Annotated in this window: 2 protein-coding genes; both read left to right on the top strand. The window is 64.3% G+C overall.

Annotation, left to right across the window (positions count from 1 at the left end; translation table 11 throughout):
* Nucleotides 1-879: pitrilysin family protein (locus EN750_RS32250; protein ID WP_145968122.1), on the top strand; the 879-nt coding region annotated here is incomplete at its 5' end.
* 4 nt (nucleotides 880-883) lie between these two features.
* Nucleotides 884-1,890: pitrilysin family protein (locus EN750_RS32240; protein ID WP_245482873.1), on the top strand; the 1,007-nt coding region annotated here is incomplete at its 3' end.

The raw sequence follows: 1,890 nt of genomic DNA, 5'->3' as shown, positions 1-1,890 counted from the left end.
ATCGACAACAGCCCCGAGGCCGTGCTGGACGAGGAGGTCGATGCGACGCTGTGGCAGAACCAGCCCTATCGCATCCCGGTCATCGGCTGGATGCAGGAGATGCAGCAGCTGAACCGCGCCGACGCTGTCGCCTTCTATGACAAATATTACCGGCCCAACAACGCGGTGCTGATCGTTGCCGGCGATGTCGAACCGGACACGGTGCGGGCGCTGGCCGAAAAGACCTATGGCAAGGTGGCGCGCGGCCCCGATCTGCCGCCGCGCATACGCCCGGTCGAGCCGGAGCAGAACACCAAGCGCACGGTGACGCTCGCCGATGCCCGCGTCAGCGTGCCGAGCTTTTCCACGCAATGGGTGGTGCCGTCCTATCACACCGGCAAGCCGGGCGAGGCGGAAGCGCTCGACCTCTTGGCGGAGATCCTTGGCGGCGGCAATCGCAGCCGGCTCTACCAGGCACTCGTCGTCCAGCAAGGTATCGCATCCAGCGCCGGCGCCTTTTTCCAGGGCACCATGCTCGACGACACCAACTTCACCGTCTATGGCGCGCCGCGCGGGGATGCGAAAATCTCCGACGTCGAAGCGGCGGTCGATGCCGAAGTGGTGCGCATCGTCAAGCATGGCGTCACGCCATCGGAGCTGGAAAAGGCCAAGGACCGCTATGTCAGATCGATGACCTTTGCCCGCGACAAGCAGGATTCCATGGCCAACATCTATGGCTCGACGCTTGCCACCGGCGGCAATGTGCAGGACGTCCAGCAGTGGACGGACCGCATCCGCAAGGTCACGACAGACGAGGTCAAGGCCGTCGCCGCGCGCTATCTCGTGCTCGCCCGGTCGACCACCGGTTATTTGCTGCCGCAGCAACAGGCGGGGAATTGATTTGATGAAGAGATCGAGCGTTGGCGCTGCCCCTCACCTGCCTGCCGGCATCCTCTCCCAGTATAGTGACGGGGAGAGGGGCGCCGTCATCGCCGGTTTCGCCAATCACCATGGTTGCAAGACGGACGCCGAGGTTGCGGCCAGCCTCCTTCTCCCCGTCACTATACGGGGAGAAGTGCCCGGCAGGGCGATGAGGGGCGGCGCCGACTTCGACAATTGTTCGTTTGGAACGACCACCCCGAGCCGCGCTATCGCCCCGCTGATCACTTTACTTCTCTCCATCCTCTTCCTCATCCTGCCGGCACTCACCGCGCGGGCCATGGACATCCAGTCCGTCACCTCGCCAAAGGGCATCACCGCCTGGCTGGTCGAGGACTATTCCGTGCCGGTTGTCGCCATCCGCTTCGTCTTCGGCGGCGGCTCGACGCAGGATCCGGTCGGCAAGGAAGGGCTGGCCAATCTGATGACCGGCCTGTTCGACGAAGGCGCCGGCCCGCTCGACAGTGAAGACTTCCAGATCAAGCTCGACGATGCCGGCGCCGAGATGAGCTTCGACGAGAGCCGCGACGGCATCTACGGCTCCATGCGCATGCTGGCCGAGCAGCGCGACCAAGCCTTCGACCTGTTGCGGCTGGCGGTCAACGAGCCGCGCTTCGACCAGCTGCCGATTGACCGCATCCGCTCCCAGATCCTGTCCGGCATCATCGCCGGCGAAAACGATCCCGACACGGTGGCGCAGAACAAATGGGCGCGAGCGCTTTATGGCGATCATCCCTATTCCCGCTCCGACCAGGGCACCAAGGAAAGCATCGCCACCATCACGCCCAATGATCTCAAAGCCCTGCACAAAGCGGTGTTCGCCCGCGGCGGCCTGCGTGTCGCCGTCGTCGGCGCCATCGACGCGGAGACGCTGAAGAAGAAGCTCGACATGGTGTTCGGCGACCTACCGCAAAACCAGGCGCTCAGGCCGGTGGCCGATATCGACCCGAAGCTGGCGCAGCATATCGAGGT

Source organism: Mesorhizobium sp. M7A.F.Ca.ET.027.03.2.1, assembly GCF_003999175.1.
GTDB lineage: Bacteria > Pseudomonadota > Alphaproteobacteria > Rhizobiales > Rhizobiaceae > Mesorhizobium.
This window is presented reverse-complemented; position numbering and strand designations above follow the sequence as displayed.